We start from the raw sequence: 24704 nt of genomic DNA on the forward strand, positions 1-24704 counted from the left end.
CCTAAAGCCTCTCAAACGCGGATACCCAGGAGCCAAGCATGGCAAAGAAGAGTTCAATCGAGAAGAACAACCGGCGCAAGCGGATGGTGAAGAACGCCGCCCCGAAGCGCGAGCGGTTGAAGGCGATCATCGCCGACAAGACGTTGCCGATGGAGGAGCGGTTCGCCGCGACCCTGAAGCTCGCCGAGATGCCGCGCAATTCGTCGGCGACCCGCGTGCGTCTTCGTTGCGAGCTGTCGGGGCGTCCGCGCTCGAACTACCGCAAGAACAAGCTGTCCCGTATCGCGCTGCGCGAACTTGGCTCCAAGGGCATGGTCCCGGGCCTCGTGAAGTCGAGCTGGTAAGGAGGGTCGTTTAGATGTCTACGCACGATCCAATCAGCGATCTGATCACCCGCATCCGCAACGCGCAGATGCGCTCCAAGACCAAGGTCTCCACGCCGGGCTCGCGGATGCGCGAGAACGTGCTCGAGGTGCTCAAGAGCGAGGGCTACATCCGCGGCTATGCCACGGTCGAGCACTCCTCGGGCCGCAGCGAGATCGAGATCGAGCTGAAGTATTTCGACGGCGAGCCCGTCATCCGCGAGATCGAACGTGTTTCCAAGCCCGGGCGTCGTGTTTACGCCTCGGTGAAGAACCTGCCGCGGGTCAACAACGGGCTCGGCATTTCGGTGTTGTCGACGCCGAAGGGGATCATGGCCGACCACAGCGCGCGCGACGCGAATGTGGGCGGTGAAGTCCTCTTCACGGTGTTCTGAGAAGGATTTTTGATCCATGTCACGTGTTGGCAAAAGGCCTGTGCCGGTTCCGTCGGGTGTTACCGCGACCGTCGACGGGCAGACCGTCAAGATGAAGGGGCCCAAGGGCCAGCTTCAGTTCGTCGTCCATGACGACGTCGAGGTGAAGCTCGAGAGCGGCCAGATCAAGGTGAACCCGCGGGTCGAGACCAACCGCGCGCGGGCCCTGTACGGTACCGCTCGCGCCCAGGTCGCGAATCTGGTCGAAGGCGTCACCAAGGGCTTCGAGAAGAAGCTCGAGATCACCGGCGTCGGCTACCGCGCCGCGATGCAGGGCAAGAACCTGCAGCTCGCGCTCGGCTACAGCCACGACGTGATCTACACGATCCCCGAAGGGATCACGATCACGGTGCCGAAGCCGACCGAAATCACGGTGACGGGCAGCGACATTCAACGCGTCGGCCAGGTCGCGGCCGAAATCCGCTCATACCGCCCGCCGGAGCCCTACAAGGGCAAGGGCGTGAAGTATGTTGGCGAATTCATCTTCCGCAAGGAAGGCAAGAAGAAGTAACGGAGCCGGTCATGTCGAAAGCCAAGGTTACGAATGCCCGGCGCAAGCGGAGTGTGCGGCTGAAGCTGCGCCGCTCCGGTGGTGGCCGTCCGCGTCTGTCGGTGTTCCGCTCGTCCAAGCACATCTACGCCCAGGTCATCGACGATCTGAAGGGCGAGACGCTGGCCTCCGCCTCCTCGCTCGAGAAGTCGATGCGCGACGGCGGCAAGACCGGCGCCGACATCGATGCGGCGAAGGCGGTCGGCAAGCTGCTGGCCGAGCGCGCCGCCGAGAAGGGCGTCAAGGAAGTCGTGTTCGATCGCGGCAGCTATCTCTATCACGGGCGCGTCAAGGCTCTTGCCGATGCGGCGCGTGAGAGCGGGCTGAGCTTCTAACAGAATTTGAGGATTGAGGCGTAAGCCTCTGAAGGATTGGAAAAATGGCAGAACGCGAACAACGTGGTGGACGCGATCAACGCGGCGGCGGACGCGAACGCAAGGAGCGCGAGGAGCGCGACAGCGAGTTCGTCGACAAGCTCGTCCACATCAACCGCGTGGCCAAGGTCGTCAAGGGCGGCAAGCGCTTCGGTTTCGCAGCGCTGGTCGTGATCGGCGACCAGAAGGGCCGCGCCGGCTTCGGTCACGGCAAGGCGCGCGAAGTGCCTGAGGCGATCCGCAAGGCAACCGAGTCCGCCAAGCGCAACCTGACCCGCGTGTCGCTGCGCGAGGGCCGCACGCTGCATCACGACATCGCCGGCCGTCATGGCGCGGGCCGTGTCTACCTGCGTGCCGCTCCGGCCGGTACCGGCATCATCGCCGGCGGCCCGATGCGCGCCGTGTTCGAGACGCTTGGCGTCCAGGACGTGGTGGCGAAGTCGATCGGCTCTTCGAACCCGTACAACATGGTGCGCGCGACCTTCGACGCGCTGAAGCACCAGGATTCGCCGCGTTCGGTCGCAGCCCGCCGCAATATCAAGGTGTCCACCCTCCAGTCGCGCCGTATCGGCGGCGATGCCGAGGCGGCTGCCGACTAACGGAAGCTTTTCGGAGTAGATCAAATGGCCAAGGCCGCAAAGACGATCAAGCTCGAGCAGACCGGCAGCGCGATCCGCCGCCATCACTCGCAGCGTTCGACGCTGATCGGGCTCAAGCTCAACAAGATCGGCCGCACCAGCGAACTGCCGGACACTCCGGCCGTGCGCGGCATGATCGAGAAGGTTCACCATCTCGTCCGCATCGTCGACGAGAAGTAAGCAAAGGCGCATGATCCCGAAAAGCGGGTGCCGGTTTTCGGTGAAGATCATGCGCAAGACACAAGGAGAAGGGCGATGAAGCTCAGCGATATCGCCGACAACGCCGGCTCGCGCAAAAAGCGTATGCGCGTCGGCCGCGGCATCGGTTCGGGCAAGGGCAAGCAGTCGGGCCGCGGCGGCAAGGGCCAGACCGCGCGTTCGGGCGTGCGCATCAAGGGTTTCGAAGGCGGCCAGATGCCGATGCATCGCCGTCTGCCCAAGCGCGGCTTCAACAACATCTTCCGCGTCGAGTTCGCCGAGATCAATCTCGACCGGCTCCAGGAAGCGGTCGATGCCAAGAAGATCGACGCCGGCAGCGTCGTGAACGTCGAGGCCCTGGTGAAGGGCGGCGTGCTGCGCCGCGCCAAGGGCGGCCTGCGGCTGCTCGGCCGTGGCGAGCTCAAGTCCAAGCTCAACATAGAGGTGCACGGCGCCACCAAGACCGCGATTGCCGCGGTCGAGAAGGCGGGCGGCTCGGTGAAGATCCTCGCCCCTGCCAAGGAAGAAGGCGAGGCGGCGTAACAACTGCGTCATTGGCCCGCGGCTCGCGGGCCTTTACGCATGCGGGACGTGGACTTATCGATGCCGAGCCCCAGATAATGTCCGGCGTCCGCTAAAGTAGCCCGGCCGCGGGCATGACGGCGCAACAGGCGGCGGGAGAAAGTCCAAGATGGCCTCAGCAGCGGAACAACTGGCAGCCAACCTCAATTTCGGTGCGTTTGCCAAGGCTGACGAACTGAAGAAGCGCATCTGGTTCACCCTGGGCGCATTGCTCGTTTATCGGCTGGGGACCTACATCCCGTTGCCGGGCATCGATCCCAACATTTGGGAGCAGGTGTTCCGCTCCCAGGCGGGCGGCATCCTCGGCATGTTCAACATGTTCGCCGGCGGCGGCATCCACCGCATGGCGATCTTTGCGCTGAACATCATGCCGTACATCTCGGCCTCGATCATCATCCAGCTCCTGACCACCGTCTCGCCGCAGCTCGAGGCGCTGAAGAAGGAAGGCGAGGCCGGCCGCAAGACGCTGAACCAGTACACCCGCTATCTGACCGTCATCCTGGCGGCGTTCCAGTCCTACGGCATCGCGGTGGGCCTTGAGGGTGCCGGCAACGTCGTCAGCGACCCCGGCATGTTCTTCCGCCTGTCCACGGCGATCACGCTGACCGGCGGCACCATGTTCCTGATGTGGCTGGGCGAGCAGATCACCTCGCGCGGCATCGGCAACGGCATCTCGCTGATTATTCTCTCCGGCATCGTCGCCGAGCTGCCCGCGGCGCTCGCCAACATGCTCGAGCTCGGCCGTCAGGGTGCGATGTCGACCGGCCTGATCCTGGTCGTCATCATCATGGCGGTCGCCGTGATCGCCTTCATCGTGTTCATGGAGCGCGCGCAGCGCCGCCTGCTGATCCAGTATCCGAAGCGCCAGGTCGGCAACAAGATGTTCGAGGGTCAGTCCTCGCATCTGCCGCTCAAGCTCAACACCTCGGGCGTGATTCCGCCGATCTTCGCGTCTTCGCTCTTGTTGCTGCCGACCACGGTTGCGAACTTCAATGCGGGCAGCGGGCCGGAATGGTTCCAGTGGATCACCACCCAGCTCGGCCACGGCCGTCCGCTGTTCCTGATCATGTATCTCGCGCTGATCGTGTTCTTCGCGTTCTTCTACACCGCGATCGTGTTTAACCCGACCGAGACCGCGGACAATCTGAAGAAGCACGGCGGCTTCATTCCGGGCATTCGCCCCGGCGAGCGCACCGCGGAATACATCGACTACGTGCTGTCGCGCATCACCGTGCTCGGCGCGATCTATCTGGCGATCGTCTGCTTGATCCCCGAGATCCTGATCTCCTACGCCTCGGTGCCGTTCTACTTCGGCGGTACCTCGCTGCTGATCGTGGTCAGCGTGACCATGGACACGGTGGCGCAGGTGCAGGGCTATCTGCTGGCCCATCAGTACGAGGGCCTGATCCGGAAGTCGAAGCTGCGCGGTCGCCGCCGCTAAGCGCGGCGTCCTCTGAAGGCGGCGCGACTGCGCCGCCGATTCGCCCGCGCGAGAGCAACGCGCGGCGCCCGCAGAGACGACCAGCCAGCCGTTCGATCGCATCGGCGGAGCTGCTCTCAGCGCGATGCAATCCCTGATTTCAAAGGCCTTCTTGGCGACCGGGTATTCGCTCCCCTATGATATGGGTAGCGGTGCGGCGCCGATTATGGTTTGCACTGTTCTTGATCTTCAAACACAGGTGCGCGACGTATCGCTCACCAATCCGGGGGGGCGTACGCCGATGAGAATTATACTTCTGGGACCGCCGGGGTCGGGCAAAGGGACCCAGGCGCAGCTGCTGGTGGAGCGCTATGGTATCGTCCAGCTCTCGACCGGCGAGATGCTGCGTGCGGCCGTGGCGGCGGGAACGCCGGTCGGTCTGAAGGCCAAGGAGATCATGGCCAGCGGCGGCCTCGTACCCGACGACGTCGTGGTCGGAATCATCTCCGACCGGATCGACCAGCCGGACGCCAAGAACGGTTTCATCCTCGACGGTTTCCCGCGCACCGTGCCGCAGGCCGAGGCGCTCGATGAGCTGCTGAGGCAGAAGCACCTCAAGCTCGATGCAGTGATCGAGCTCCGCGTCAACGAAAGCGCGCTGCTGAGTCGCGTCGAGACCCGAGTCGCCCAGATGCGGGAGCGCGGTGAGGAGGTTCGCCTCGACGACACCCCCGAGGTCCTGACCAAGCGGCTTGCCAGCTACCGCAGCCAGACGGAGCCGCTGATTCACTACTATTCCGAGCGGCGGAAGCTCTCGACCATCGATGGCATGATGGCCATCGACGAGGTCACCCGTGCGGTTCACCGCCAGCTCCTGGCGCTCGGGGCAGTCGAGCCCAAGACGCATGGCAAGGGAACTGCCAAGGGAACTTCCAAGAGCGCGGCCAAGGCAGCGCCGGCCAAGAAGGGGGCGGCCAAGGCCAAAACAGCCAAGAAGTCGGCGAAAACGGCCAAAAAACCCGCCAAATCCGCTAAAAAGGCGGCCAAGAAGGCCGCGAAGGGCGCCAAGAAGGCGGTCAAGAAGACCGCGAAGAAGACGGTAAAGAAGGCTGCCAAAAAGACCGCCGGGAAGGCTGTCAAAAAGGGTGCCAAAAAGGCCGCAAAAAAGGTCACGAAAAAGCGAGCCAAGCGCTAGCGGCGGTTGACGAAAGCCCCCGGAATCCCTTAATAAGCCCCGCATCCAAGTCGGATAGTTTCAGACGATGCCGGGCCCCAGGAAGACCGGGGGTGGGCGTCGTGTTCGCGTTTGTGAACACCTGCCCGAGAACACAAGCACTTAAAGCCTGGTCCTGACGAGGACCGGCAACAGGAGAGAAGGCCGTGGCCCGTATTGCCGGCGTGAACATTCCCACCAACAAGCGCGTGCTGATCGCGCTCCAGTACATCCATGGCATCGGTCAGAAGATCGCCGGTGAGATTCTGGAGAAGGTGAAGATCCCGGTGGATCGTCGCGTCAGTCAGCTCAGCGACGCCGAAGTGCTTCAGATCCGCGAAGTCATCGACCGCGACTATCTCGTCGAGGGTGACCTGCGTCGTGAGGTCGGCATCAACATCAAGCGTCTGATGGACCTCGGCTGCTATCGCGGCCTGCGTCATCGTCGCGGTCTGCCGGTGCGCGGTCAGCGTACCCACACCAATGCGCGGACGCGCAAGGGCCCGGCCAAGGCCATCGCCGGCAAGAAGAAGTAAGTTTTCGCATCCAATCGCGGCGTGTGGCGAACCGGGGATAACCCGTTCGCCACGCGCCTTTCGTTCCACAGGTGTAGCCGCTGGCACTACGGCGGCGTTTGAGATCTCCAGGAAAGGTACTCAATGGGCAAGGAAGCCACCCGCGTTCGCCGTCGTGAACGCAAGAACATCGCCTCCGGCGTTGCGCACGTGAACTCGTCGTTCAACAACACGACCATCACCATCACCGACGCGCAGGGCAACACGATTGCCTGGTCCTCCGCCGGCACGATGGGCTTCAAGGGCTCGCGCAAGTCGACCCCGTACGCGGCGCAGGTTGCCGCCGAGGACGTGTCGAAGAAGGCGCAGGAGCACGGCATGCGCACGCTGGAAGTCGAAGTCGCCGGTCCCGGTTCGGGCCGCGAATCGGCGCTGCGCGCGCTCCAGGCCGCCGGCTTCACCGTCACCTCGATCCGCGACGTGACCACGATCCCGCACAACGGTTGCCGTCCCCGCAAGCGTCGGCGCGTTTGATACGAGGTTGCGGGCGCATCGGCGCCCGCAATGACTTTGCAAGAAGCCGCAGGTGCGACCTGTGGCCTTTCTCCAACGCCAGTGTCTGCAACGGCAGTTCGACTGGCCTGTATGGGTGAAACAGTGACGATCCAGAAAAATTGGCAAGAACTGATTCGGCCGAACAAGCTCCAGGTCACGCCCGGCAGCGATCCGGCCCGTTTTGCGACCATCGTCGCCGAGCCGCTCGAGCGCGGCTTCGGCCAGACCCTCGGCAACGCGCTGCGCCGCATCCTGCTCTCCTCGCTCCAGGGCGCGGCGGTGCAGTCGGTGCACATCGACGGCGTGCTGCACGAGTTCTCCTCGATCGCTGGCGTCCGTGAGGACGTCACCGACATCGTGCTCAACATCAAGGACATCTCGATCAAGATGCAGGGCGAAGGCCCCAAGCGCATGGTCGTGAAGAAGCAGGGCCCGGGCGTCGTCACCGCCGGCGACATCCAGACCGTCGGCGACGTCGTCGTGCTCAATCCGGACCTCCAGATCTGCACCCTCGACGAGGGCGCGGAGATTCGCATGGAGTTCACCGTCGCGACCGGCAAGGGCTACGTGCCCGCCGAGCGCAACCGTCCCGAGGATGCGCCGATCGGCCTGATCCCGGTCGACAGCCTGTACTCGCCGGTCCGCAAGGTCTCCTACAAGGTCGAGAACACCCGCGAGGGCCAGATCCTCGACTACGACAAGCTGACCATGACGATCGAGACCAACGGCGCGATCTCGCCGGATGACTCGGTGGCTTACGCCGCCCGCATCCTCCAGGATCAGCTCAACGTGTTCGTCAACTTCGAAGAGCCGCGCAAGGAAGTCGCCCAGGAGATCATCCCGGACCTCGCCTTCAACCCGGCCTTCCTCAAGAAGGTGGACGAGCTCGAGCTGTCGGTGCGTTCGGCCAACTGCTTGAAGAACGACAACATCGTCTACATCGGCGACCTCGTGCAGAAGAGCGAGGCGGAAATGCTCCGCACCCCGAACTTCGGCCGCAAGTCGCTGAACGAGATCAAGGAAGTGCTGGCTCAGATGGGTCTGCATCTCGGCATGGAAGTGCCGGGCTGGCCGCCGGAGAACATCGACGAGCTCGCCAAGCGCTTCGAGGATCACTACTGATCCAATCCACCGTCGTGGCCGGAGATTTCCGGCCACGATTTTTACTGGGCGAACGCAGGCAGCCCACCTGAGCAACATGTCCGACGAACCGTCGCGGCAGTTTTAACGTAAGGAATAGTTACATGCGTCACGGCAAGGTTCATCGGAAGCTCAACCGCACGGCCGAACACCGCAGGGCGATGTTCGCCAACATGGCGGCCGCGCTGATCAAGCACGAGCAGATCGTCACCACGCTGCCGAAGGCCAAGGAGCTCCGTCCGATCGTCGAGAAGCTCGTCACCCTCGGCAAGAAGGGCGGGCTGGCCATGCGCCGCCAGGCGATCTCCGAGATGCGCGACAAGGATCAGGTCAAGAAGCTCTTCGACGTGCTCGCGACCCGCTACAAGGACCGCCAGGGCGGCTACACCCGCATCATCAAGGCCGGCTTCCGCTACGGCGACAACGCCGCGATGGCCGTGATCGAGTTCGTCGATCGCGACGTCGATGCCAAGGGCCAGGACTCCGGTCCGGTGCAGGAGAAGGAAGCCGAGGCGGCGTAAGCCGTTTCAGCAGGTACGAAATTGAAAGCGGCGCCCTCGGGCGCCGCTTTTGTTTTTGGGGCTCGCGAAGATCAGCGCGACTATTCTTCCTTGATCCCCGCCCTTTGCGCGATCTCCTTCATCTCGGCGGTCTCCTTGCCGATGGCTCCTGCCCAATCGCTGTAGCGCATGAAGCCCGGTTCGAAGCCGACCGTGGTGAAGCGCTCGATGACGGAAGGGCTGTTGACGATCTCCTCCAGCGCCGCCGTCAGCTTGTCGTGAACGGCCGGCGGCAGCCCCTTGGGCGCGACGACCGCGCCCCAGGACGCGAAGTCGATGCCGGCGTAGCCGAGCTCGGCAAGCGTCGGCACGTCGGGCAGGTAGGGCGTGCGCTTGCCGGAGAACACCGCGAGCACCTTGACGGTGCCCGCCTCGATCTGCGGCTTCACGGCGATCACGGTGTCGACGTGGTACTGGATGTGCTTGCCGATGAGGTCGTTCATCGCCGGTGCGCTGCCCTTGTAGGGCAGGTGGACCATCTTGACCCCGGCACTCGACTTGAACAGCTCGCCGGCGAAATGCGAGACGGTCGCGACGCCGAAGGATGCGAGCGACAGCTTGTCGGGATTGGCCTTCGCCTCGGCGACGAGCGAAGCGACGTCCTTGACGGGATTGTCCTTGTAAGTGACGAGCGCCAGCGTGATCTTGCCGACTTGGCCGAGCGGCTCGAAATCCTTGGCCGCGTCGTAAGGCACGCTTTCCTTCACGGCTGCCGGCAGCGTGAAGCTCGAGTTCGAGCTGAAGAACAGGGTGTAGCCGTCAGGCGCCGAACGTGCGACTTCCTTGGCCGCGATCGTGGTGCCGCCCCCGGGACGGTTCATGATGATCACGGGCTTGCCGAGCCGCGTCTCCAGCTCGCCGCCGATGATGCGCGCGACCACGTCGGAGGCGCCGCCCGGCGGGAAGGGGACGATCAATTGCAACGATTTCTCCGGATAGACCGTTTGAGCCGGCGCGAGCGAATTGCCGCCCATCAAGCCGACCAGTCCGAGAAAAATCGTGAGAGCCGTCCGCTTCATCGCATAGTTCTTCCGTGTTCACATGAGACGCCGTGCTGCTTAGCAATAATCGTTCCAGCCGCGGTTCAGGCGGGGTGTCTACGTTGTCGCAGGAAAAGTGCTCGGCGTCTCACTGATTGGTGAGCGCCGATTGCGGCCCGATCCGCCGCGTCCGATATTCCCATCATCGATCTGATGGAGATACTACATGAATATCGACCTTTCCGGAAAAACTGCACTGGTGACCGGCTCGACCGCTGGCATCGGCCACGCCATTGCCAGAGGTCTCGCCGCCTCCGGTGCGAGCGTCGTGATCAACGGGCGCGGCCAGGACAAGGTCGAGGCCGCCGTGCGCAAGCTGGAAGCGGCGGGAGGCAAGGTGCGCGGCATCGCCGCCGACGTCTCGACGGCGGCGGGCTGCAAGGCGCTTGCGTCCGCGCTGCCCGAGGTCGACATCCTCATCAACAATGCCGGGATCTTCGAGCCGAAGGACTTTTTCGATATTCCGGACGAGGACTGGAGCCGCTTCTTCGAGGTCAACGTTATGAGCGGCGTGCGGCTGTCGCGCGCATACCTGAAGGGCATGCTCAAGCGCAACTGGGGCCGCATCGTCTTCATCTCCTCGGAATCCGGCCTCAACATTCCCGTCGAGATGATTCACTACGGCATGAGCAAGACCGCCCAGCTCTCGGTCGCGCGCGGGCTGGCGCAGCTCACCCGCGGCACCGGCGTCACCGTCAATTCCGTGCTGCCGGGCCCGACCATGTCGGAGGGTGTCGAGACCTTCGTGAAGGATCTCGCGAAGCAAAACGGTCAGTCGGTGGATGAGGCCGCCGCCAATTTCGTCAAGCAGCATCGCCCGAGTTCGCTGATCCAGCGCTTCGCCAGCGTCGACGAGATCGCCAATATGGTGGTCTATGTTGCGTCGAAGGAAGCGTCCGCGACCAATGGCGCGGCGCTGCGGGCCGAGGGTGGTATCGTCAACACGATTGCCTGAGGCTGCGCACGTGCCGGCTTATGTGATCTCCGAGGTCGAGGTGCGCGATCAGGCGATGATGGAAGCCTATCGCGCGCTTGCGGCGCAGACTATCGCGCAATATGGCGGCCGCTACCTCGCGCGCGGCGGTGCCGCCGACGTGGTGGAGGGCGGCCCGCCGCCCAAGACCATCATCATCGTGGAGTTTCCTACGATGGCCCGCGCGCGCGAATGGTACGCCTCAGTGGAATATGCCGAGGCGTTGAAGCCGCGACAGACGGCGCTGGAGCGGCGGTTGATGTTCGTCGAGGGCATCGCTCCAGAAGCGCAACTGCCGTAGGGTGGGCAAAGCGAAGCGTGCCCACCACCGTTCTGCGCCCGTTGCGTGATGGTGGGCACGGCGCAAGCGCGCCTTTGCCCACCCTACGCAGCGGCGCTGTGCTCGCCTACCACCCCTCCAGCACGATCTTGCCGCGCGACTTGCCGCTCTCGAGCAGCGCGTGCGCGCGCTTGAGGTTGGTCGCGTTGATCGTGCCGAAGGTCTGGTCGAGCGTGGTGCGCAACACGCCCTTGTCGATGAGGTCGGCGACGTCATTGAGCAGATGATGCTGCGCGATCATGTCAGGCGTCTGGAACGAGGAGCGCGTGAACATCGATTCCCAGTGCACCGAGATCGCCTTGCCCTTGAACGTGCTCATGGTGAACTCGGGCGGATCGTCGATCAGGCCGAACCGGCCTTGCGGCGCCATGAACTCGGCGATGCTCTTGTAGTGCTGATCGGTGAAGGTGAGGCTCGCCACCAGCGCCACCGGCGGCAGCTTGAGCTTCTCGATCTGCTCCTTCATCGGCTTGCCGTGGTCGATCACCGCATGTGCGCCGAGATCGAGACACCACTTTTGCGATTCCGGCCGCGTCGCCGTCGCGAGCACCGTGAGGCCCGTGAGGCGGCGGGCGAGCTGGATCAGGATCGAGCCGACGCCGCCGGCGCCGCCCGTGATCAGCAGCGTGCGCGGATCGACGCTCTTGCCCGGCACCGCGCCGAGGCGGTCGAACAGCAATTCCCACGCGGTGATGGAGGTGAGGGGGAGGGCGGCGGCCTGCGCGAACGACAGGCTCTTCGGCTTGTTGCCGACGATGCGTTCGTCGACCAGGTGGAATTGCGCATTGGTGCCCTGGAGCAGGATCGAGCCCGCGTAAAACACCTCGTCGCCCGGCTTGAACAGCGTGACCTCGGGCCCGACGGCGTCGACCACGCCGGCTGCGTCATAACCCAAGATCTTCGTCTCGCCCTCGGGCGGAGCGGCGCGCTTGCGCACCTTGTAGTCGACCGGATTGGCCGAGATCGCCTTCACGGCGACGCGTATGTCGCGCCCCTTGGGCTCGGGCTTTGCGGTCTCGAAATCGAACAGCGCGTCCTGATCCTCGATCGGAAGCGATTTCTTGTAGCCAACGGCCTTCATGGCTTGTCTCCATCAGATAGCGCGCAGCTTGTGACGTGCGCCCGGCCTGCTAACTGTCCCGCTGGCCCCGGTTTGGCAAGTACTGTAAATTCGGGGATATAGTCCCTGTTTGGATACTATTGGGAAAACACGCATGAAGCGGCGAGATTTTACCCGGCGTCCCGGCTGCTCGGTCGAGGCGACGCTGGACCTGATCGACGGCAAGTGGAAGGGCGTGATCCTCTACCACCTCCAGGACGGCACCCAGCGCTTCGGCGAACTGCGCCGCCGGATGCCCGGCATCACCCAGCGCATGCTGACAAAACAGCTTCGCGCGCTGGAGGAAGACAAGCTCGTCATCCGCAAGGTTTATGCGGAAGTGCCGCCGCGGGTGGAGTATTGCCTCTCCGAACTCGGCGAGAGCCTCAGGCCGGTGATCGACATCCTGAAGGCGTGGGGCGAGAGCCATCAGCAACGGCTGTCCTGCGCGCCGGCGCCCGAGGCGGCGGAACCGGTCAAGAAGCCGAAGCGAGCAGCGTGAATGTCCGGGAGCGGACTGCGCCGCTCCCGGACAAGATTGCGTCAGAACGCAAACTGCGTGCGCATCGCGACCGCGTCGAACTTCGAGCCGACGTCGGCGGTCGAGACCGGCGAGGCTTGCTTCGACACCGTGCCATGCAGGTAGTCCAGCATGAAGCGGACATTGCCGTTGACGTACCAGTTGAGCGCGAGCGTGTAGACCGTCTGGCGTCCGCCGGCGATGCCGGCGGCAGTCGCGAGCTGATTATTCAGATCCATAGTGGAATAGCGGCCGGCGATCTCCCAGGCGCCCCAGCCACCGCCATCGAGCGAGAACGGATGATCGGGCTTCACGCCGCCATAGGAGGCGTTCGCTGGATTGTACTTGCGCGATTCCCCGGTCAAGACGTAGGCCGCTTCCGCGTAGCCGCCCTGGAATTTCAGGCTTGGCGCTCCGATTAACGGCACGCTGGTGTTCGCGTTGCGATCGATGTTGAACCAGTAGTATTCGCCCTGGAGGAACAGCGATCCATAGGTCGCGGCGGCTTCGACACCATAAACCTGCGCGCCCGCGACATTGGCAATCGCACCGGTCGAGATCAGTGTCGTAGGGTCAATTCGCAGCTCAGGCCGGTCGCTGAGCGTGAGCGTCTGCGTGTTGGCGACCAGATTGCGCGGCGGCTGAATCAGCCACTGTGCGTCGCCGCCGAGATGCAGCGAATAATCCTTGCCGCTGACGAGCTGGCCCGCAACGCGGGCCGTCGCGCCGTACTGCTCGCTGGTGCCCGGAGGTGAGACGCTCGACGCTGAGTGAATCGCACCCGTGGTCGGACCCGTCACGTACGCGCCGGCCCAGAACACGTCGTTGTACCAGCGGGCGCCGACGGCAGAACGGAAATCGCCGGCGGCGATATTTTGCGCGATCACGCCGACCGAGGCGCGCTCCATGAAGGGAATGTCGTTGGAGCTCGAGGACTCATCGAGGGTCCAGGCAAGGTCCATGATGCCGGCCTCGATCGCCATCTTGCCGCCAAAAGGCTTCAGCCCGGTGTAGCTCACATACGCGTTCTCGATGCCGGATGTGCCACCGCCGGGCAGGAAGCCGACAGGAGTAGCGCCGGCGGCCCCCGTGCCGCCGAAGCCGTCAGCCGAACCGCCGAAGTCGTAGATCAGGGCAAAATTCCAGTCTTCGAGGAACTTGCCGACGACGCCGATGCGTGCGCGACGGACGTTCTCGCCGCTGTCGAGTTTCTGCGGCACGGTGCCTGCCGTATTGGGACGATAATCGTAGCCGCCGACATCCCAGTGCACGCGGCTCGTGATCGCGACGCAGTTCGCTCCGTCGGCCGTGCAGATGGTCGGCCGGTTGTTCGGCATCGTCACGACGACGCCGGAAGCCGGCGCCGGGCCCTTGAGCGGGATCGCCGCATTGGCATTGGCGACGACCGCTTTCGCCTCCGAGCGCGCTTCGGCCTTGGCTTCGGCCTTCGCCTCGGCTTTGGCTTTCGCCGTCGCTGCGGTGTTCGCTGCGGTCTGGCTCTGGAGCTTGTCGAGCTTCTGCTCGAGCATCTTCAGCTGCTGCTTCAGGAGTGCGATCTCCTGTTCGCTGTTGCTGGCCGATTGGGCCTGGGCTTGCGATGCCGCCAGCACGCCGGCGAGACCAATCGCCGTGGCTGCAATTCTTGTCCTGCTCACGTTACGCCTCCATCGTTTGACGAACTTCCCCAAGTCGCGAACGGAGAGCCTAGGAAGGATCGATGACTGCCCCGCGACGCTGCGTCCGGTTGCGTGGTTCCCACTGATGCAAATTCGCCGCAACCGAATCCGCCTTGCATCACCATGCAAGATGACGCGTATCATGCCAATCCGTAGCGCCGGGCAAATTGCCATTTCGCACACCGGGCCGGTATGCGGCGGGCGCCGGAAGGGGGGTGAATATTGCCATCCCGCGCCCTTCTATTGGGGGGCGAACGCGCCTATATTCCGGCGTCTTTTCCAAGAGGTAGGAATGTTTCGATCGACCTGGACCGCCGTCGTCACGGCATTGTGCATAGGCTTTTCGACCCACTTCAATCCGGCAGCGGCGCAGGACCGTCGGGCCCCGTCGTCGCCGGCCGAGCTGCGGCTGTCCTATGCGCCGATCGTGCAGCGGGTGCAGCCGGCGGTCGTCAACGTCTATGCCGCCAAGGTGGTGCAGAACCGCAATCCGCTGCTGGATGATCCCATCTTCCGCCGCTTCTTCGGCGTGCCCGGCCAGCAGCCCGAGCAGATGCAGCGCTCGCTCGGCTCCGGCGTCATCGTCGATGCGTCGGGCCTCGTCGTCACCAATGTCCACGTCATCGAGGGCGCGGACCAGGTCAAGGTGTCGCTGTCGGACAAGCGCGAGTTCGAGGCCGAGATCCTGCTGAAGGATCCCCGCACCGATCTCGCCGTGTTGCGCCTGAAGGACACCAAGGAGAAATTTCCAACGCTCGACTTCACCAATTCCGACGAGCTGCTGGTCGGCGACGTCGTGCTCGCGATCGGCAACCCCTTCGGCGTCGGCCAGACCGTGACCCACGGCATCATCTCGGCGCTGGCGCGCACGCAGGTCGGCATCACCGACTACCAGTTCTTCATCCAAACCGATGCGGCGATCAATCCCGGCAATTCCGGCGGTGCACTGGTTGACATGAGCGGCAAGCTTGCCGGCATCAACACCGCGATCTATTCGCGCTCCGGCGGCTCGCAGGGCATCGGCTTTGCGATCCCCGCCAACATGGTGCGCGTGGTCGTCGCTTCCGCCAAGGGCGGCGGCAAGGCGGTGAAGCGTCCCTGGCTCGGCGCGAAGTTGCAGGCGGTGACGCCCGAGATCGCCGAAAGCCTCGGCTTGCGTTCGCCGACCGGCGCGCTGGTCGCGAGCGTGGTCTCGAACGGTCCCGCAGCGAAGGCCGGCCTGAAATCCTCCGATCTCATCACCGGGATCGACGGCCAGACCGTGGATGATCCCAATGCCTTCGACTACCGCTTCGCGACGCGTCCACTCGGCGGTTCCGCGCAGATCGACGTGCAGCGCGGCGGCAAGCCGCTCAAGCTCGCGATCGCGCTGGAGACCGCACCCGACGCCGGCCGCAACGAGCTCGTCATCACTGCGCGTTCGCCGTTCCAGGGCGCGAAGGTCTCGACCATCACGCCGGCGGTTGCCGACGAGCTGCATCTGGACGCCGACACCGAAGGCGTCGTGATCGCCGATCTCGGCGGCGACAGCGCGGCCGCGAATGTCGGCTTCCAGAAGGGCGACATCATCCTGGCTGTCAACAATCAGAAGATCAGCAAGACCGGCGATCTCGAAAAGGCTGCGGGTGAGCGCCCGCGGATCTGGCGCATCACGCTGGTGCGCGGCGGGCAACAGATCAACGTCACGCTGGGCGGATGAGTCCGAAGCGACCACAGGAGACGCCAACTCTCTTTGCCGCGGCGGGGCTCGATCACGAGGCTCCGCATCCGCTGCCGGACCGGCTGCGCCCGCGCGCGTTGTCGGAGGTCGTCGGCCAGGATCACATCCTCGGCCCCGACGGCGCGCTGACGCGCATGCTGGAGACGCGCACGCTCGGCTCGCTGGTGTTCTGGGGCCCGCCCGGCACCGGCAAGACCACGGTGGCGCGGCTGCTGGCGGACGCGACCGACCTGCATTTCGAGCAGATCTCCGCCGTGTTCTCCGGCGTCGCCGACCTGAAGAAGGCATTCGACGCAGCGCGTGCCCGCCGCGAGATGGGCAAGGGCACGCTGCTGTTCGTCGACGAGGTGCACCGCTTCAACCGCGCCCAGCAGGATTCGTTTCTGCCCGTGATGGAAGACGGCACGGTGGTGATGGTCGGCGCCACCACCGAGAATCCGTCCTTCGAGCTCAACGCGGCGCTTCTGTCGCGCGCGCGCGTGCTGGTGTTTCGCTCGCTCGATGCTGCCGCGATCGAGAAGCTGTTTGCGCATGCCGAAGAGGTGGAGGGCAAGAAGCTGCCGCTCGATGCGGAAGCACGCGCGGTGCTGGTGCGCATGGCCGACGGCGATGGAAGGGCCTCGCTGACGCTTGCCGAAGAGGTTTGGCGCTCTGCACGGGCTGACGAGATTTTCAATGCCGCGCAGTTGCAGGACATCCTGCAGCGCCGCGCCCCGATCTATGACAAGTCGGCCGATGGCCATTACAACCTGATCTCGGCGCTGCATAAGTCGGTGCGCGGCTCCGATCCCGACGCTGCGCTGTATTATCTCGCGCGCATGCTCGATGCCGGCGAGGACCCGCTATTCCTGGCCCGCCGCGTCGTGCGCATGGCGGTCGAGGACATCGGCCTTGCCGATCCGCAGGCGCTCGTCATCGCCAATGCCGCCAAGGACGCCTTCGACTTCCTCGGCCATCCCGAAGGCGAGCTCGCTATCGCGCAAGCGGTGGTCTATCTCGCCACTGCGCCGAAATCGAACGCGGTCTACACCGCCTTCGGTGCCGCCATGCAGACCGCAAAGCAGGCCGGCTCGCTGCTGCCGCCAAAGCACATCCTCAATTCCCCGACCAAGCTGATGAAATCGGAAGGCTACGGCGCAGCCTACGAATACGACCACGACGCCCCCGACGCCTTCTCCGGCCAGGATTATTTCCCGGAAGCCCTGGGCCGCCAGACCTTCTACGATCCGCCCGAGCGCGGGTTTGAGCGGGAGATCCGGAAGCGGCTGGATTACTGGGCCAAGCTGCGGAAGGAGCGGGGCGGCTCGCGCTAGAAACGGCCATTTCGCCGTGACGGGAGCCGGCTTTTGGGGTACGCAGGCAACCATGAGCCGCCGCATCAAGAGAATGAACCCAAAGCCCCGTTCGCGTGACGAGCGCGACGATTCGCGTCCGTTCAAGGCGCGCACCGCAAAGAAAGCGGGACCACGGCCGGGTGGCAAGCCGGGGACGAAGTCGCCGCGCTTTGCGGCGGAGCGTCCCGAGCGCCGCGCGCCCAAGGCTGCTGCACAGGAAAGGCCTGCGCCGGAGAAGCCGGTCGAGGCGCTGCTGCCGACCAAGGTGCAGACCGTCAAGGTGACGGCCGACGAGAACAACATGCGGGTCGATCGCTTCCTCGAGGCGCGCTTTCCCGGCCTGTCGTTTTCTCACATCCAGCGCGTCGTCCGCAAAGGTGAGCTGCGCGTGGACGGCAAGCGCGTCGACAGCAAGGACCGGCTGGAGGAGGGGCAGAGCGTCCGCATCCCGCCGCTGAAGCTCGACGCGCCGAAGGCCGTCGGCGAGCTCTCGGAGGCTGCGCAGAAGACGCTCAAGGCGCTGAAGGAGATGACGATCTACGAGGACGACGACGTCCTCGTGCTGAACAAGCCGTTTGGGCTTGCGGTGCAGGGCGGCTCCGGCACGACGCGGCACATCGACCAGATGCTGGAGGTGATGCGCGACTCCAAGGGGCAGAAGCCGCGGCTTGTGCACCGGATCGACAAGGACACGTCGGGCTGCCTCCTGATCGCGAAGACCCGTTTCGCTGCTTCGCACCTGACCGGCGCGTTCCGCTCGCGGTCGGCGCGAAAGGTCTATTGGGCGCTGGTGCCGGGGCTGCCGAAGCCGAAGCAGGGCCGCATCTCGACCTTTCTCGCCAAAGAGGAGAGCGAGGACGACACCATCATGCGTATCGCCCAGCACGGCGATGAGGGCGCCAGCCACGCGGTGACCTATTACGCCGTGGTCGAGACCGCCGGCAACAAGCTGACCTGGGTGTCGCTGAAGCCGGTGACGGGCCGCACCCACCAGCTCCGCGCACATATGGAGCATATCGGCCATCCCATCGTCGGCGATCCCAAATATTTCAACATCGAGAACTGGCAACTGCCAGGCGGCCTGCAAAACCGGCTGCATCTGCTGGCGCGCCGCATCGTCATTCCGCATCCGCGCGGCGGCGTGATCGACGCCACCGCCCCGCTGCCGCCGCACATGCAGCAGTCGTGGAATCTGCTCGGGCTCGATGCAAGCCGGTTTGATCCGATCGAGAACGCGCCTGAGGAATAGTGAATCCGTAGGCGAGGGAGTTTCCGCGACGTCGTCCTGGCGAAAGCCAGGACCCATTACCCCAAGGAGGGTTTTGGCGAAGACTCCTCGTTCGGTATTCCGACCTCTCGCGATCGATAGATCACGCGGTATGGGTCCTGGCCTTCGCCAGGACGACATCAGGTGTTTGGCGAGCGGCTTACCCCCTCAATTCCGAAACTGCTCCAGAAACATCCGCAAGCTGTCGTGCGAGCTCTCGACATCGGTGATCAGCCAGCCCTCGGGTCCGTTGACGAGGATGAAGTTCAGCGTCACCCGGCGGCCGTGATTGTCGAAATTCGCCGCGACATAGGTCTTGTCGTATTGCCTGCGGGCCACCGCGATCGCGACCGGGCCAAGCTTCCAGCTCGGGCTCTGCACCAGGAAATCATAGGGCTCGGCCCTCGGCGTGCTCCAGGCCTTGCGCAGCGGGAAATCGAAGAACTGCCGGGCGGTGGCGCCATCCCGCGGCAGGCCTTTTGACAGTTCCGGCGCGCCCTGGCCGTAATGGGCGTAGACATTGCGAACCAGCGATTCCGGGCTACGAAAGCCTGCCTCCGCCGCGGCCAGTCCAAGTCCCGCATATAGGGCGACAATGCCCGTAAGTTCCCTCATGCCCGCCGCTCGCTTTATCGGCCACAGGTCTTAGCTTAAAAGCCTAGCATCCAGCCGCGGAGACCGAAAACCCAAGATGCGTGAATTGTTCGATGAAGCTGCGGGCCAGTCTCCGCGCGATCCGCGGGAATCGGCCCGCCAGTCCGCGCGCACGCCGCAGCGCAAGCGCTTCTACAAGGAGGCCGGCGTCGCCGAGGCCGAAGGCGGCTTCGCCATCACACTCGACGGCAGGCCGATCCGCACGCCGTCCGGCCGCCAGGTCGTGATCCCCTCGCGCGCGCTGGCCGACGCGGTCGCCGCCGAATGGGCGGCCCAGGGCGAGACGATCGATCCCGTGACCATGCCGCTGACGCGGATCGCCAACAGCGTGGTCGAGGGCGTGGTCGACCGCGTCGAGCTCGTCAGCGACGACCTTGCGAAATATTTCGAGTCCGACCTGCTGTTCTATCGCGCTGGTCACCCCGAGGCGCTCGTGGCCCGCGAGGCCACGCATTGGGACCCCGTGCTGTTCTGGGCCGCGGAGACGCTGGGCGCGCATTTCATCCTGTCCGAGGGCATCATGCATGTGAAGCAGCCGGACGAGGCCATTCGGGCCGCCCGCGCGGCACTGCCCGGGGATGCCTGGTCGGTCGCGGCGCTCCACGTGGTGACGACCCTGACCGGCTCGGCCCTGCTGGCGCTGGCCCTGGCCCATGGCGTGCGCGGGGCCGACCAGGTCTGGGCCGCCGCCCATGTCGACGAGGACTGGAACACCGACCAATGGGGCGTGGACGAGGAAGCTGCGGCACGCCGGGCCGCCCGCGCGCGGGATTTCGAGGCTGCCGTGGCGGTTCTCGACGCGGTGAAGGCACCTGCGGTCAAAGGTCCTTAACGAGAGGTTTACGACGGTGGCCTTAGGGTGGGACCAGCGTTCCCCGGGCCCCCCAAGATGCCGACGCCGATAAGCTCGATCGTTCCCGTCAGTGCCGCCAGCTCTGTTGCTGATGCGGCGACGCCCGATCTCGTGCTTCAGGCCGGCAGCGTCGTCGACGCCAGAGTGGTCAGCGTGCTCGCCGACAATCTGGTGCGGATCGCGATCGCAAACCTCTCCCTCGACGTGATGTCGGAAGTCGCGCTGTCGCCCGGACAAAATCTTCAGCTCGCGGTGTCGCAGAACGACGGCACGATCCGGCTCGCCGTCGTCAACGGCGCAGGCGAGGCGGCGGCCGACCAGGTCACGCTGACGCCGGCCGCGGCTTCGCTGGTAGAGAGCCCGCCGCTCGCGCCGTCCGCAAGCGCCGCCCGCAACACCTTGACGCCATCGGAGCAGGTTGCTGTCACAATGGCTTCGGCCGAGGCCGCGAGCAAGCAGGGCAGCCAGGCGCCGCTGTTCGCCAATCTCGCCTCCGTCGTCACCGGCAGCGATCTGCCGGCGGGATTGAAGCAGGCGGTGCTGGACGTGCTCGCGCAGCAGACGCCGCTCAATGCACAGCTCGACGGCCCCGATATCGAATCCGCCTTCCAGAAGTCCGGCCTGTTTCTCGAGGCCTCATTGGCCGCGGGCGCGACGCCATCGCCAGGCGCCGTGCCGGACCTGAAGGCGGCGCTGCTGGTGCTGCGCCAGACGCTGGCCGCGACCTCAGGCGCGCGCGAGACCGGCGTGCCGCAGGCACCGGCGCAAGCCGCCGCGCCGCCGACAAGCGTCACGACCACACCGCAGACCGCAGCATCCGCACTTCAGGCGGCGGGCGCGGCCGCGCAAGCGGCATCCCCGTCGCCCGATACGGAGATCGCCCAGCCGACGCAACTGCCGCGCGGCGCTGCGCTCGCAGCCGCCGTGCTGGCCGACATGGCGGGCGAGACGCCGCAGACGGCGGGCCCGCGAACCATGTCCGCAGGCCTTGCTGCGAGCCTCCTGCAGGAGGTCACGCAAAACCTGCCGCGCATGATCGGCAACGTGCCGGGCTCGAACAAGGCGGTGCCCGATGGCCACATCTTCGAGGCCGCCGCGCGCGGGACGCCACCGCCGTTCCGCGGCGCGCTGCCGTCGCCGCAGTCCATCGCCTCGCCGTCGCTCGCGCCGGATACGCCGCTGGCCGCGACCGTGCACCGTCTGCTCGACGACACCGATGCCGCGATCGCGCGGCAGACCTTGCTCCAGGTCGCCTCGCTCCCCGATCGCACCGATGCCTCCGGCCATCGCGTCGATCCGGCCGTGCCGCAGTGGAACTTCGAGATTCCCTTTGCGACGCCGCAGGGCACCGCCATGGCGCAGTTCGAGATCTCGCGCGACGGCGGTAACGAATCCACCGATCCAACCAAGCGCGCCTGGCGCGCGCGCTTCACGCTCAATGTCGAGCCGGCCGGCCCGGTGCATGCGCTGATCACGCTGAACGGCGACAAGACCTTCGTGCGGATGTGGGCGGAGCGGCCGGCGACCGCGCAACAGCTCCGCGCCGGGATCGGTGAGCTCAGCCAGGCGATGACCAGGGCCGAGCTCAAGCCCGGCGACATCGTGGTGCGCGACGGCACGCCGCCGCAGCCGGCGCCGGCCCGCGCCGGCCACTTCCTGGACCGCGCAACATGAGTGATCCGTCCAAGCTCGCGATTGCGCTGCACTACGAGAAGGGCTCTGGCGCGCCTGTCGTCGTCGCCAAGGGCAAAGGCACGATCGGCGAAAAAATCGTCGAGATTGCCAAGGCCAACGACATCCCCATCGAGGAGAACGAGATCCTGGCCGGCGCGTTGTCCAAGGTCGAGCTCGGCGAGGAGATCCCCCCGGATCTCTACAAGGCCGTCGCCGAAGTGCTGGTGTTCGTGCTGCGGCTGTCGGGCCGGGGGCGCTGACGCGCTGTCATCGTTTCACCACGATAGCGGCTGCATGGTCGCGTGGCATTTCTCAGTTCAACGGACATCGCCCTTGCTTACCCGCCGTTCCACTCTCGGTCTTCTCACTGCTGCCGCCACCATGCCGCAGCGCGCGCTCGCCCATGTCGCGCCGCCGCGCAATGAGATCCGCGACAGCCTGGCAAAACGCTTCACCGATCTCGGCACATCAGGCACCTTCGTCGGCTACAAGGTCGAGGACTATCTGATCGTCGCCAGCGACAAGGAGCGCTCGGGCGAGGGGAAGCTGCCGGCCTCGACCTTCAAGATTCCGAACTCGCTGATAGCGCTGGAGACCGGCGTGGTTGCCGATCCTGACAAGGACGTGTTCCCCTGGGACGGCGTGAAGCGGCCGATCGAAGCGTGGAACAAGGATCACACGCTGCGCAGTGCCATCGCGGTCAGTGCGGTGCCGGTCTATCAGGAGATCGCGCGCCGCATCGGGCAGGAGCGCATGCAGAAATACGTCGACCTGCTCGACTACGGCAATCGCGACGTTGGCGGCGGCATCGACCAGTTCTGGCTCACCGGAAATTTGCGCATCGATCCGGTCGAGCAGGTCGATTTCGTCGACCGGCTGCGGCGCCGCGCGCTGCCGATTTCCAAACGCAGCCAGGATCTCGTCGCCGACATCCTGCCGGTGACCAAGGTCGGCGACAGCGTCATTCGCGCCAAGTCCGGCCTTTTGGGCGCCGAGCGCGGCGAGCCGTCGCTGGGCTGGATGGTCGGCTGGGCCGAGAAGGGCGAGGCGCACACCGTGTTTGCGCTCAACATGGATTGCACCGAGCCGCGCCTCGTCGGCGAGCGCATGCCGGTGACGCAAGCCTGCCTTGCCGAGATCGGCGCCGTCTGAGCGCAACCGCGCTGATCTGCATTGCGAGCGCAGCGATGCCGTAGGGTGGGCAAAGGCGCGTAGCGCCGTGCCCACCATCTCTCGATACGGTCACCTGTAGTTGGTGGGCACGCTTCGCTTTGCCCACCCTACGGTATCGCGTGCGGACCAGACCCTCTCAGCCCAGCCTGAACAGCGCCTGCAAAAATTCCTCCACAGCCTTGCGCGACTCCACGGCGGTTGCGGGATTGCCGCCGACATGCGGATTGAGCTCGACGCAGGAATCCTTGTAGGTGAAGGGCGCTTGCGTGCTGGCGTTCATCAGCACGCCGCCGTCGCCTTCCTTGATCTGGCAATTGCGCACGGTCTGCGCGTTGGCGGAGACAGCCACGGTGGTGGCGCCGAGCAGGCCGCTGTCGAAGCCGTGCGCGCTATCGGGGTATTCGGTCAGCACCACGTCGCGCCCGGCGGCCTTGAGCCGCTCGACGAAGGCCTTGCAGCTCTTCACGGGGTTGTAGTCATCAGGCGTGCCGTGGAAGATGCGGATCGGGCGCGCCGCGACCTCGGTATCGCCGACGTAGCTTGTCGAGCAATCCGGATAGAACGGGATGTAGGCGGCGAACTGGATGCCGGACTTGTTCCAGAGCTTGTTGAAGCGGTTGAGGCTCGCATAGAGCGTTGCCTGTCCGCCGCGCGAAAAGCCCATCAGCACGATGCGGTCGGGGTCGACGCGGGGATGCTTCGCCAGAATCTCGAGCGAGCGGTAGATGTCGACGATCAGGTTGAGCCGGCCGAGCAGGGCCTGGTTCGGTCCGACCACCGTCAGTCCGCGGCCGGTAAAGCCGTCGATCACAAAGGTCGAGATGCCCATGGCGTTGAAGGCGTGGACCCAGGCTTCCGTGGTAGCGCCGACGCCGCTGGAGCCGTGCATCAGCACCACGACGGGGAGTTTTCCACTGCCCTGCGCGACGCGGAATTCGCCCGCGACCGTCACGACCTTGCCGGCGGCCGCATCGCCGCTCAAAAATTGCTGGTCGGAGAGGGTGAGCGAGGGGATCGGGTAGATCTCGGCGCGGGTGGCGACTTCCTTGGGAAGGGATTGCGCGTTGGCGAACGCGGCTGAGACGCAAAGCGCGATGAGCGCGGCAGCGGCGCGGAATGCCCTCGGCATCGGATTCTCCCTGATTTTTTTTGTAGTAGAACAACAGGCCCGCGCGCTGTCAATTTGGCGCGCGGCGGCCTTAGGCCTTGTCGGCCGTCTTCTTGGTCGTCAGCGCCTGGTCGATGGCAAAGCCGCCGATCTCGCCCATGGCCTGCGAGATCACGTCGCCGCTTCTGGCAAAGCCGCTGGAGAGATAGTCGAACTGCGTCCGCGCCAGCCGCAGCACCTCGATCGGCACGGAGACCGCGGTCTCGTTGAAGCTGTCGACGGAGGCGCGCAGCGTCTCCAGCTCGGTGCTGAGCTTCCCGATGTGGCTTTCCGCGTCCTGCATCAGGCCGAGCAGCTTGCCGCGCTCGGCATCGAACGCCGCACGCTCGGCCGCCGCAGCCGCCGTCACCTCGGTCAACTGCGCCCGCAGCGCCTCGATCTGGCTGACCATGGCGTCGGAGGCAAGCTCGGCGGCCTCGTGCAGCTCGACATGGCGTCTGTTCTCTTCATGCTGCTGATGATAGAGCCGCTCGGCTGACATCGCCCGCTGCGTCAGGGACTCGATCAGGCTTGCGGCACGCAGCAGCATCTCGCCGTTCCGCCCTGACACCATGCTGGCCATGCGCCGCAGGAAGTCGACGGTTTCGGACGACGAGTTCGGCGGCAGGGGGACGACCGTCGCGGACATGAGGTGATGCTTGCAGTCAGACGTGAGGACCGCCGCCGTACCGA

The 24704-nt window shown here is 65.2% G+C and carries 29 protein-coding genes; 23 read left to right on the top strand and 6 right to left on the bottom strand.

Translation table 11 applies throughout. From position 1 onward, the window contains the following. Positions 1–38 precede the first annotated feature (38 nt). The 13 genes from rpsN (at position 39) to rplQ (ending at position 8502) form a co-directional block, all read left to right on the top strand. Positions 39–344, top strand: a complete 306-nt coding sequence (gene rpsN / locus AB5K84_RS19625; RefSeq protein ID WP_011088140.1) for a 30S ribosomal protein S14 — start codon at positions 39–41, stop codon at positions 342–344. A 14-nt stretch (positions 345–358) separates the two neighbouring features. Continuing rightward, on the top strand, positions 359–757 hold the full coding sequence (rpsH, locus tag AB5K84_RS19630; protein ID WP_011088139.1) for a 30S ribosomal protein S8: 399 nt from the start codon (positions 359–361) through the stop codon (positions 755–757). A gap of 16 nt (positions 758–773) precedes the next feature. Then, a complete protein-coding gene (rplF, locus tag AB5K84_RS19635; protein WP_110116371.1) occupies positions 774–1307 on the top strand; it encodes a 50S ribosomal protein L6 in 534 nt (177 codons plus the stop codon). Between the two features lie 11 nt (positions 1308–1318). Then, complete coding sequence (gene rplR / locus AB5K84_RS19640; protein WP_007603036.1) at positions 1319–1681, top strand: 50S ribosomal protein L18; 363 nt, start codon at positions 1319–1321, stop codon at positions 1679–1681. 44 nt (positions 1682–1725) lie between these two features. Next, complete coding sequence (gene rpsE, locus AB5K84_RS19645) at positions 1726–2319, top strand: 30S ribosomal protein S5 (protein WP_008136332.1); 594 nt, start codon at positions 1726–1728, stop codon at positions 2317–2319. A 24-nt stretch (positions 2320–2343) separates the two neighbouring features. Then, positions 2344–2538 carry a 50S ribosomal protein L30 gene (gene rpmD, locus AB5K84_RS19650; RefSeq protein ID WP_011088137.1) on the top strand — a complete coding sequence of 65 codons (195 nt, stop codon included), beginning with the start codon at positions 2344–2346 and terminating at the stop codon, positions 2536–2538. Positions 2539–2613: 75 nt separating this feature from the next. Then, positions 2614–3099, top strand: coding sequence for a 50S ribosomal protein L15 (rplO, locus tag AB5K84_RS19655; RefSeq protein WP_011088136.1), 486 nt, complete (start codon positions 2614–2616; stop codon positions 3097–3099). A gap of 148 nt (positions 3100–3247) precedes the next feature. Next, a complete protein-coding gene (gene secY, locus AB5K84_RS19660) occupies positions 3248–4579 on the top strand; it encodes a preprotein translocase subunit SecY (RefSeq protein WP_011088135.1) in 1332 nt (443 codons plus the stop codon). Between the two features lie 280 nt (positions 4580–4859). Next, positions 4860–5753: an adenylate kinase gene (locus tag AB5K84_RS19665; protein WP_110116370.1), complete on the top strand. Its 894-nt coding sequence runs from the start codon at positions 4860–4862 to the stop codon at positions 5751–5753. A gap of 185 nt (positions 5754–5938) precedes the next feature. Further along, positions 5939–6307 (top strand): 30S ribosomal protein S13, encoded by a 369-nt coding sequence (gene rpsM / locus AB5K84_RS19670; RefSeq protein ID WP_011088133.1) that lies wholly within the window; start codon positions 5939–5941, stop codon positions 6305–6307. A gap of 123 nt (positions 6308–6430) precedes the next feature. After that, positions 6431–6820 carry a 30S ribosomal protein S11 gene (gene rpsK, locus AB5K84_RS19675; RefSeq protein WP_007603045.1) on the top strand — a complete coding sequence of 130 codons (390 nt, stop codon included), beginning with the start codon at positions 6431–6433 and terminating at the stop codon, positions 6818–6820. 111 nt (positions 6821–6931) lie between these two features. After that, positions 6932–7963, top strand: a complete 1032-nt coding sequence (locus AB5K84_RS19680) for a DNA-directed RNA polymerase subunit alpha (RefSeq protein WP_011088132.1) — start codon at positions 6932–6934, stop codon at positions 7961–7963. Between the two features lie 122 nt (positions 7964–8085). Then, entirely contained in the window at positions 8086–8502 is a 417-nt protein-coding gene (gene rplQ / locus AB5K84_RS19685) for a 50S ribosomal protein L17 (protein WP_011088131.1), read from the top strand. A gap of 80 nt (positions 8503–8582) precedes the next feature. Here the strand turns inward: rplQ and AB5K84_RS19690 are convergent, their stop codons facing one another. Beyond that, positions 8583–9560 carry a Bug family tripartite tricarboxylate transporter substrate binding protein gene (locus AB5K84_RS19690; RefSeq protein WP_110116369.1) on the bottom strand — a complete coding sequence of 326 codons (978 nt, stop codon included), beginning with the start codon at positions 9558–9560 and terminating at the stop codon, positions 8583–8585. Between the two features lie 187 nt (positions 9561–9747). Here AB5K84_RS19690 and AB5K84_RS19695 point away from each other — a divergent pair, with 187 nt between their 5' ends. Both AB5K84_RS19695 and AB5K84_RS19700 read left to right on the top strand, forming a co-directional pair. Further along, positions 9748–10536: an SDR family NAD(P)-dependent oxidoreductase gene (locus tag AB5K84_RS19695; protein WP_110116368.1), complete on the top strand. Its 789-nt coding sequence runs from the start codon at positions 9748–9750 to the stop codon at positions 10534–10536. Between the two features lie 10 nt (positions 10537–10546). Continuing rightward, the gene (locus AB5K84_RS19700) at positions 10547–10855 is read left to right on the top strand and encodes a DUF1330 domain-containing protein (RefSeq protein WP_162603588.1); all 309 of its coding nucleotides are present in this window, start codon (positions 10547–10549) and stop codon (positions 10853–10855) included. A gap of 106 nt (positions 10856–10961) precedes the next feature. On the opposite strand, the gene AB5K84_RS19705 is transcribed toward AB5K84_RS19700, so the two are convergent. After that, positions 10962–11975: a zinc-binding alcohol dehydrogenase family protein gene (locus AB5K84_RS19705; RefSeq protein WP_110116366.1), complete on the bottom strand. Its 1014-nt coding sequence runs from the start codon at positions 11973–11975 to the stop codon at positions 10962–10964. A 133-nt stretch (positions 11976–12108) separates the two neighbouring features. Here AB5K84_RS19705 and AB5K84_RS19710 point away from each other — a divergent pair, with 133 nt between their 5' ends. After that, complete coding sequence (locus tag AB5K84_RS19710; RefSeq protein WP_011088126.1) at positions 12109–12495, top strand: winged helix-turn-helix transcriptional regulator; 387 nt, start codon at positions 12109–12111, stop codon at positions 12493–12495. 41 nt (positions 12496–12536) lie between these two features. Here AB5K84_RS19710 and AB5K84_RS19715 read toward each other — a convergent pair whose 3' ends face one another. Then, positions 12537–14168 (bottom strand): OprO/OprP family phosphate-selective porin, encoded by a 1632-nt coding sequence (locus AB5K84_RS19715; protein WP_038967062.1) that lies wholly within the window; start codon positions 14166–14168, stop codon positions 12537–12539. A 313-nt stretch (positions 14169–14481) separates the two neighbouring features. On the opposite strand from AB5K84_RS19715, the gene AB5K84_RS19720 reads away from it, so the two are divergent. The 3 genes from AB5K84_RS19720 to AB5K84_RS19730 are packed head-to-tail and all read left to right on the top strand — an operon-like array spanning position 14482 to position 18492. Continuing rightward, positions 14482–15888, top strand: coding sequence for a DegQ family serine endoprotease (locus tag AB5K84_RS19720; RefSeq protein ID WP_038967063.1), 1407 nt, complete (start codon positions 14482–14484; stop codon positions 15886–15888). Then, positions 15885–17222, top strand: coding sequence for a replication-associated recombination protein A (locus tag AB5K84_RS19725; protein ID WP_011088123.1), 1338 nt, complete (start codon positions 15885–15887; stop codon positions 17220–17222). Before AB5K84_RS19720 ends, AB5K84_RS19725 begins: the two co-directional genes overlap by 4 nt. 52 nt (positions 17223–17274) lie before the next feature. Then, the gene (locus AB5K84_RS19730; protein WP_304547174.1) at positions 17275–18492 is read left to right on the top strand and encodes an RluA family pseudouridine synthase; all 1218 of its coding nucleotides are present in this window, start codon (positions 17275–17277) and stop codon (positions 18490–18492) included. Positions 18493–18678: 186 nt separating this feature from the next. Here the strand turns inward: AB5K84_RS19730 and AB5K84_RS19735 are convergent, their stop codons facing one another. Further along, entirely contained in the window at positions 18679–19125 is a 447-nt protein-coding gene (locus AB5K84_RS19735) for a hypothetical protein (protein ID WP_028171400.1), read from the bottom strand. A 76-nt stretch (positions 19126–19201) separates the two neighbouring features. Between AB5K84_RS19735 and AB5K84_RS19740 the strand changes: the two genes are divergently transcribed. The 4 genes from AB5K84_RS19740 to AB5K84_RS19755 all read left to right on the top strand — a co-directional run bounded on the left by AB5K84_RS19740 (position 19202) and on the right by AB5K84_RS19755 (position 22843). Further along, positions 19202–19996, top strand: coding sequence for an ATP12 family chaperone protein (locus tag AB5K84_RS19740; RefSeq protein WP_110116364.1), 795 nt, complete (start codon positions 19202–19204; stop codon positions 19994–19996). Positions 19997–20053: 57 nt separating this feature from the next. Continuing rightward, positions 20054–21691 (top strand): flagellar hook-length control protein FliK, encoded by a 1638-nt coding sequence (gene fliK / locus AB5K84_RS19745; protein ID WP_162603587.1) that lies wholly within the window; start codon positions 20054–20056, stop codon positions 21689–21691. Continuing rightward, on the top strand, positions 21688–21951 hold the full coding sequence (locus AB5K84_RS19750) for an EscU/YscU/HrcU family type III secretion system export apparatus switch protein (RefSeq protein ID WP_011088117.1): 264 nt from the start codon (positions 21688–21690) through the stop codon (positions 21949–21951). Before fliK ends, AB5K84_RS19750 begins: the two co-directional genes overlap by 4 nt. Positions 21952–22024: 73 nt before the next feature. Beyond that, positions 22025–22843, top strand: coding sequence for a penicillin-binding transpeptidase domain-containing protein (locus tag AB5K84_RS19755; protein WP_082755195.1), 819 nt, complete (start codon positions 22025–22027; stop codon positions 22841–22843). A 157-nt stretch (positions 22844–23000) separates the two neighbouring features. Here AB5K84_RS19755 and AB5K84_RS19760 read toward each other — a convergent pair whose 3' ends face one another. Together AB5K84_RS19760 and AB5K84_RS19765 are read right to left on the bottom strand one after the other, a co-directional pair. Continuing rightward, entirely contained in the window at positions 23001–23993 is a 993-nt protein-coding gene (locus AB5K84_RS19760) for a dienelactone hydrolase family protein (RefSeq protein WP_110116363.1), read from the bottom strand. A 70-nt stretch (positions 23994–24063) separates the two neighbouring features. Then, complete coding sequence (locus tag AB5K84_RS19765) at positions 24064–24660, bottom strand: hypothetical protein (protein WP_162603586.1); 597 nt, start codon at positions 24658–24660, stop codon at positions 24064–24066. Between the last annotated feature and the right edge of the window lie 44 nt (positions 24661–24704).

The organism is Bradyrhizobium sp. 1200_D9_N1_1 (genome assembly GCF_052075915.1).
GTDB lineage: Bacteria > Pseudomonadota > Alphaproteobacteria > Rhizobiales > Xanthobacteraceae > Bradyrhizobium > Bradyrhizobium diazoefficiens.

Coding starts and splice junctions, on each gene's coding strand:
- rpsN (WP_011088140.1), top strand. CDS start 39: ATGGCAAAGAAGAGTTCAATCGAGAAGAACAACCGGCGCAAGCGGATG.
- rpsH (WP_011088139.1), top strand. CDS start 359: ATGTCTACGCACGATCCAATCAGCGATCTGATCACCCGCATCCGCAAC.
- rplF (WP_110116371.1), top strand. CDS start 774: ATGTCACGTGTTGGCAAAAGGCCTGTGCCGGTTCCGTCGGGTGTTACC.
- rplR (WP_007603036.1), top strand. CDS start 1,319: ATGTCGAAAGCCAAGGTTACGAATGCCCGGCGCAAGCGGAGTGTGCGG.
- rpsE (WP_008136332.1), top strand. CDS start 1,726: ATGGCAGAACGCGAACAACGTGGTGGACGCGATCAACGCGGCGGCGGA.
- rpmD (WP_011088137.1), top strand. CDS start 2,344: ATGGCCAAGGCCGCAAAGACGATCAAGCTCGAGCAGACCGGCAGCGCG.
- rplO (WP_011088136.1), top strand. CDS start 2,614: ATGAAGCTCAGCGATATCGCCGACAACGCCGGCTCGCGCAAAAAGCGT.
- secY (WP_011088135.1), top strand. CDS start 3,248: ATGGCCTCAGCAGCGGAACAACTGGCAGCCAACCTCAATTTCGGTGCG.
- AB5K84_RS19665 (WP_110116370.1), top strand. CDS start 4,860: ATGAGAATTATACTTCTGGGACCGCCGGGGTCGGGCAAAGGGACCCAG.
- rpsK (WP_007603045.1), top strand. CDS start 6,431: ATGGGCAAGGAAGCCACCCGCGTTCGCCGTCGTGAACGCAAGAACATC.
- AB5K84_RS19680 (WP_011088132.1), top strand. CDS start 6,932: ATGGGTGAAACAGTGACGATCCAGAAAAATTGGCAAGAACTGATTCGG.
- rplQ (WP_011088131.1), top strand. CDS start 8,086: ATGCGTCACGGCAAGGTTCATCGGAAGCTCAACCGCACGGCCGAACAC.
- AB5K84_RS19690 (WP_110116369.1), bottom strand. CDS start 9,560: ATGAAGCGGACGGCTCTCACGATTTTTCTCGGACTGGTCGGCTTGATG.
- AB5K84_RS19695 (WP_110116368.1), top strand. CDS start 9,748: ATGAATATCGACCTTTCCGGAAAAACTGCACTGGTGACCGGCTCGACC.
- AB5K84_RS19705 (WP_110116366.1), bottom strand. CDS start 11,975: ATGAAGGCCGTTGGCTACAAGAAATCGCTTCCGATCGAGGATCAGGAC.
- AB5K84_RS19710 (WP_011088126.1), top strand. CDS start 12,109: ATGAAGCGGCGAGATTTTACCCGGCGTCCCGGCTGCTCGGTCGAGGCG.
- AB5K84_RS19720 (WP_038967063.1), top strand. CDS start 14,482: ATGTTTCGATCGACCTGGACCGCCGTCGTCACGGCATTGTGCATAGGC.
- AB5K84_RS19725 (WP_011088123.1), top strand. CDS start 15,885: ATGAGTCCGAAGCGACCACAGGAGACGCCAACTCTCTTTGCCGCGGCG.
- AB5K84_RS19730 (WP_304547174.1), top strand. CDS start 17,275: ATGAGCCGCCGCATCAAGAGAATGAACCCAAAGCCCCGTTCGCGTGAC.
- AB5K84_RS19735 (WP_028171400.1), bottom strand. CDS start 19,125: ATGAGGGAACTTACGGGCATTGTCGCCCTATATGCGGGACTTGGACTG.
- AB5K84_RS19740 (WP_110116364.1), top strand. CDS start 19,202: ATGCGTGAATTGTTCGATGAAGCTGCGGGCCAGTCTCCGCGCGATCCG.
- fliK (WP_162603587.1), top strand. CDS start 20,054: ATGCCGACGCCGATAAGCTCGATCGTTCCCGTCAGTGCCGCCAGCTCT.
- AB5K84_RS19750 (WP_011088117.1), top strand. CDS start 21,688: ATGAGTGATCCGTCCAAGCTCGCGATTGCGCTGCACTACGAGAAGGGC.
- AB5K84_RS19760 (WP_110116363.1), bottom strand. CDS start 23,993: ATGCCGAGGGCATTCCGCGCCGCTGCCGCGCTCATCGCGCTTTGCGTC.
- AB5K84_RS19765 (WP_162603586.1), bottom strand. CDS start 24,660: ATGTCCGCGACGGTCGTCCCCCTGCCGCCGAACTCGTCGTCCGAAACC.